Genomic DNA, 1517 nt, shown 5'->3' with positions numbered 1-1517 from the left:
ATTTGCGACATTTATAGAAAATTACTATCTTTGAGTATTGAAAATAAAGAGATAAATAAACTTTTAAAGCTGGTTTGGCTGCCAGTATAAAGAACAGCAAACAAAATTATGAAATCTACTTTTGATAAAAATGCAGAGAAGTTTGTAAACCTTATGGTTGAAAAAATTGAAAGCTTGTCTATGAATTGGCAAAAACCTTGGTTCTCTAAAGTCAACTCTAAACAGAACTTTTTACCACAAAATTTAACAGGTCGTACTTATAGTGGTGGAAACGCTTTTTTACTTTATTTTTTGTGTGAAAAATATAATTATCAAACTCCTGTTTTTTTGACATTCAATCAAGCACGAAACGAAGGTATTAATGTTCTAAAAGGTGCTGTTGCTTTTCCTGTTTATTATACATTATTTTGTGCTTATCATCGTCAGACAAATGAAAAAATTTCATATGATGAATATAACAAATTATCAGAAGAAGAACAAAAAGAATACCGTTTAGCAGCTTATACAAAATATTTCCAAGTTTTTAATTTAGACCAAACAAACTTTGCGGAAAAATATCCCAATAGATGGGATATATTAAAGGCTAAATTTTCAGGAGAGGAACAGCCACAAGAAGAGAAAGAAATGTATGTAAATCCAATACTTGATGAAATGAATAAGAATCAAAATTGGGTATGTCCTATTCAAACGGTTTCTAGTGATAGTGCGTTTTATTCAATATCAAATGATAGCATTACTTTACCTTTAAAGAGCCAATTTAAGGACGGAGAAAGTTTTTATGGTACAGAATTACATGAAATGGGACATAGTACAGGTGTTAAAAATAGACTAAATCGAAAAGGATTTTATGAAAATGATAAATTCAATTATGGGCGTGAAGAACTTGTAGCAGAATTAATATCGGCTTTGTCTGGTGTATATTTGGGTATTTCTGTAACCGTCAGAGAAGAAAATGCGGCTTATTTAAAATCATGGTGCAAAGCAATAAAAGAAGAACCTAAATTTTTATTTACTGTATTGGCAGATGCTATTAAAGGTAGTAAATTCATAGCCCAGCATCTAAATATAAGGCTAGATGTGGAAGAAGTTGAAGAAGAGAAAAATACAAAGGTTGCTTAAAGGTTCCTTCCCCCCTCATTGGGGGGAGTTCTTTTTTCAAACGCCAAAAAAGAACCAAAAAGGCTTAATCGCTTCACTTTGTTACGCTCCAATAGTTTTGCTATCGGTAAACCCACCCACCCTTCTAAGGTATGTTTCTTTATCCCTTCTGCAATCCTTAGTAAAGTTCCACTACCTTTTAGGTAACTCCACTTTAGTAAGCATTGCAGAAGCGGAAACATGACGCAAATTAAAATACATTCTCACTTTGAGAATACATTTTAATGCGTCTTGTTGTCTAACCCAATAAGAACTATAGGGAAAGAAATTGATACCGTACTTTTCGGAGTTCCGGCACTGATGGGTAAACATGGCATGATGAAATGATACCGAATTATCATTCCTGGCACACCCTGCAG

At 33.0% G+C, this 1517-nt stretch carries 1 protein-coding gene; it reads left to right on the top strand.

Going from position 1 to position 1517, the window contains the following annotated elements:
* Positions 1–108: 108 nt before the first annotated feature.
* Complete coding sequence (locus DW182_RS21035; protein WP_005780952.1) at positions 109–1119, top strand: ArdC family protein; 1011 nt, start codon at positions 109–111, stop codon at positions 1117–1119.
* The last annotated feature ends 398 nt before the right edge of the window (positions 1120–1517 follow it).

This window comes from Bacteroides sp. AM16-24 (genome assembly GCF_003471885.1).
In the GTDB taxonomy this organism is placed as follows: domain Bacteria; phylum Bacteroidota; class Bacteroidia; order Bacteroidales; family Bacteroidaceae; genus Bacteroides.
The sequence above is the reverse complement of the archived record's forward strand: the minus strand, read 5'-3'. Positions and strand labels throughout refer to the sequence as shown.